This window comes from Microcystis sp. LE19-10.1B, assembly GCF_027530565.1.
Classification (GTDB): Bacteria; Cyanobacteriota; Cyanobacteriia; order Cyanobacteriales; family Microcystaceae; genus Microcystis; species Microcystis aeruginosa.
The window spans coordinates 1-2,925 of record NZ_JAPZQM010000240.1; the positions used below are offsets into that span (position 1 = coordinate 1).

Genomic DNA, 2,925 nt, shown 5'->3' on the forward strand with positions numbered 1-2,925 from the left:
TTGCTAATAAACATAGCAAAATTATAGATGATTTCCTGACCTAAGATCACATTTTATTCTTTTTTCCACTTCAATCTAAGAATTGAGAAAAAAGCAAAACCTTATATTATACCATAAAAAAATTATGCAAGAGGTCTAGTAAACAGTGATCAGTGAAAGGACAGCACTGTTAAGTAGTCGTGCAAAATTAATTTCCTAGTGAAGATAGGCAAGGGGCAAGAGGCAAGAGGTGGTTAGATATGTGTAATTAATTTTGCTTAGGTACTTAATGCTATTTAGGGCTTGCTGAATAAATCTAAAAACCTTTTTGGATAAGGCTTTTAGACTTTTTTGACCTCAAAAAGTGCCGACCATTGGAGTGATTGGGGGGAAAATTCCGGGAATTTTTCCCTGAAAATTAGGTAATTGACCACCTGAAAATGGGTAAAACCCCACACCCCACCTGCCCCCCCGATGTCGGGGGGGTTGGGGGGGCGACACCCTGCCCCTAGGAAAAGCTTTTTGCCGCAAACCCTATTTACTCCTCCTTACTAAAAACCCAGAGCTGATAACTGGTAACTGATCACTGATCACTGATTACTGACAGGCTGCGGTGGGTGTGGAGAAATTTAGTCATTTCCTCCACTGCTAGAGGGCCACTGATGCGATTGCCTTGCATTCTCTCGCAACCTAATTCTTGCAGGATTTCTAATTGTTGTTGGGTTTCTACTCCCTTGGCGATCACTATTAAGTTAAAACTTTTCGCTATCGCCAGCAATGACGAGATAAAACGGGTATCTTGGGGATTATTACTCAGGTTTTTCGTTAAAGATTGCTCTATTTTCAGTTTTTTCACGGAAAATTGACCGAGATAGGCGATCGACGCGTAACCGCTGCCAAAATCATCAAGGGTGATACTAATACCCAATTCCTGCAAATCCCCAAGAATTCGACCGGTTTCGCGGCTATTTTCTAGTAAACTTGTCTCGGTTATTTCCATCTCCAGAAAGAAAGGCCCGATTTTGCTTTCAGTCAAGACTTCTTTGAGGATGGTGAGCAACTGCGGATCCCGCAATTGGTGCGGGGACAGATTGATCGAGATGGGAGTGTATAATAATCCTCGCTGCTGCCATATTTGTGCTTGTTGACAGGCATTTTTCAGCACCCAACGATTAAGCTCAAGGATTAACTCGCTTTCTTGGATTAAGGGTAAGAAACGATTAGGAGCGATTAATCCGAATTGAGGGTGTAACCAGCGCAATAATACCTCTAACCCTTCCACTTGCCACTGAGTCATATTAACTTGCGGTTGATAGTAAAGAGCTAATTCATTATTTCTGATTGCCTGATAGAGAAAATATTCAACTTTAGAACTACGAGTATTTTTAGGGTGAACATTAACTGACTCTATCCTGGAGTTATTATTGATATTATTCTTGACCGCTACTAAATTTTCCTCCAGTTTCTGTAAAATTATTTTTCTGTCTGTGCCGACGGGGGGACAGATAACTGAACCTAAATTGAATCGCACGGCTAGGGAGTGATTTTCGATTTCGTAATTATTTTCTAGGGTTTCAATAATTCTTTGACTAACTTTTTCCAGATCATTAGCCTTATTAATTTGTGGCAGCAGGATAATAAATTCGTCCCCTCCCCAACGAGCGACTATATCCCCCGATCTCAAATTTTTTCTTAACCGTTCACTGACGATTTTTAATAGGTTATCTCCCAGTCGATAACCTAGTCGATTGTTGACATTTCTTAGCCGCTCTACATCCACTAATAACAGACCGAGCATTTGATTACTTTTCTGGGCATTATTAATAGCATTTGACAGATATTCATTAAAGATAGAACGGTTAGGCAAATTCGTGAGAATATCTAGGAAAGATTCCTCTTGAGTCCTGTTATCAAAACTAATGGTCTGGGATGGGGAATGATGGAGAATTAGGGTACTTTTTGTGTGGAGGTCATCCCGGCTATAATTTGCTTCATTTTCCGTCAGATCCACTCGTAGCTGTCCTGAACTTTTAACCGGTGCTTGCTCTATTTTTTCTTGACTGGCTATTAAATGAAAACTGGCGTTTATATCACAGCCAAAGTTAATTAAATCACCATCTTTTAATTCATGAACCAAGCATTTAGACCCATTGACATAAATACCATTATGACTTTTATTTCCCTCTAAATCACCATCAAGAATCCAATAGGAAAAATTTTGGCGATCAATACTCTTTTTAATTAAAGTCGCATGATAGCGAGATGCGTATTTGGAGCGAAGAACAATTTGATTATCGGACTTACGGCCGAGAGAATATTTCATGTCTTCTAGGGTAATTGTTCTTCTCCCTTGAGGATCTTCCACAATGAGGAGATAACGGGAATTGGATGAACCATTAATCATTTTTTCGATACCTCGACAAAATATAAGTTAATATGCTCCCTCAAAAAGTCATGGCTTATTCGTCTTTGACTTAATTTATTTTCTCAATCAAGTGTTGGGTGTGATTCGGAACAGTTACTTAACGGCAATTGCGTCACATCTTCTGGTTTCAAGGCCTGAGTAACCCAAAATCTTTGTACCTGTTCAAATTCTGTACTAGGCCGATTATAGTCGATAACATGGCTAAATGCTCGGTTTTTGATGGTAAAGATTGGATAAAGGTTCGCTCTTCAAGCTGTCGAGGGGATATTTATAAATATAACTTAAGAAGGAATAGCCAGCATCAAAATTATCTCAAACTAACTGTACCCCTAATTCCTTGGCTTAAAGCTGACCCCGCTTTTAGGGGGTCTTAACGAGTAATTTAGATAGGGCTTGCTGAATAAATCTAAAAACCTTGTTGGGTAAGACTTTTAGACTTTTTGTCAATCAAAAAGTACCAGTTGTGGGAGAGATAGGGGGAAAATTCTGGGACTTTTTCTCTGAAAATTAGGTAATTGACC

Annotated in this window: 1 protein-coding gene; it reads right to left on the minus strand. The window is 39.3% G+C overall.

Annotation, left to right across the window (positions count from 1 at the left end):
• Window positions 1-562 precede the first annotated feature (562 nt).
• Window positions 563-2,383, minus strand: a complete 1,821-nt coding sequence (locus O9332_RS08795; RefSeq protein ID WP_002761714.1) for an EAL domain-containing protein — start codon at window positions 2,381-2,383, stop codon at window positions 563-565.
• Window positions 2,384-2,925 lie beyond the last annotated feature (542 nt).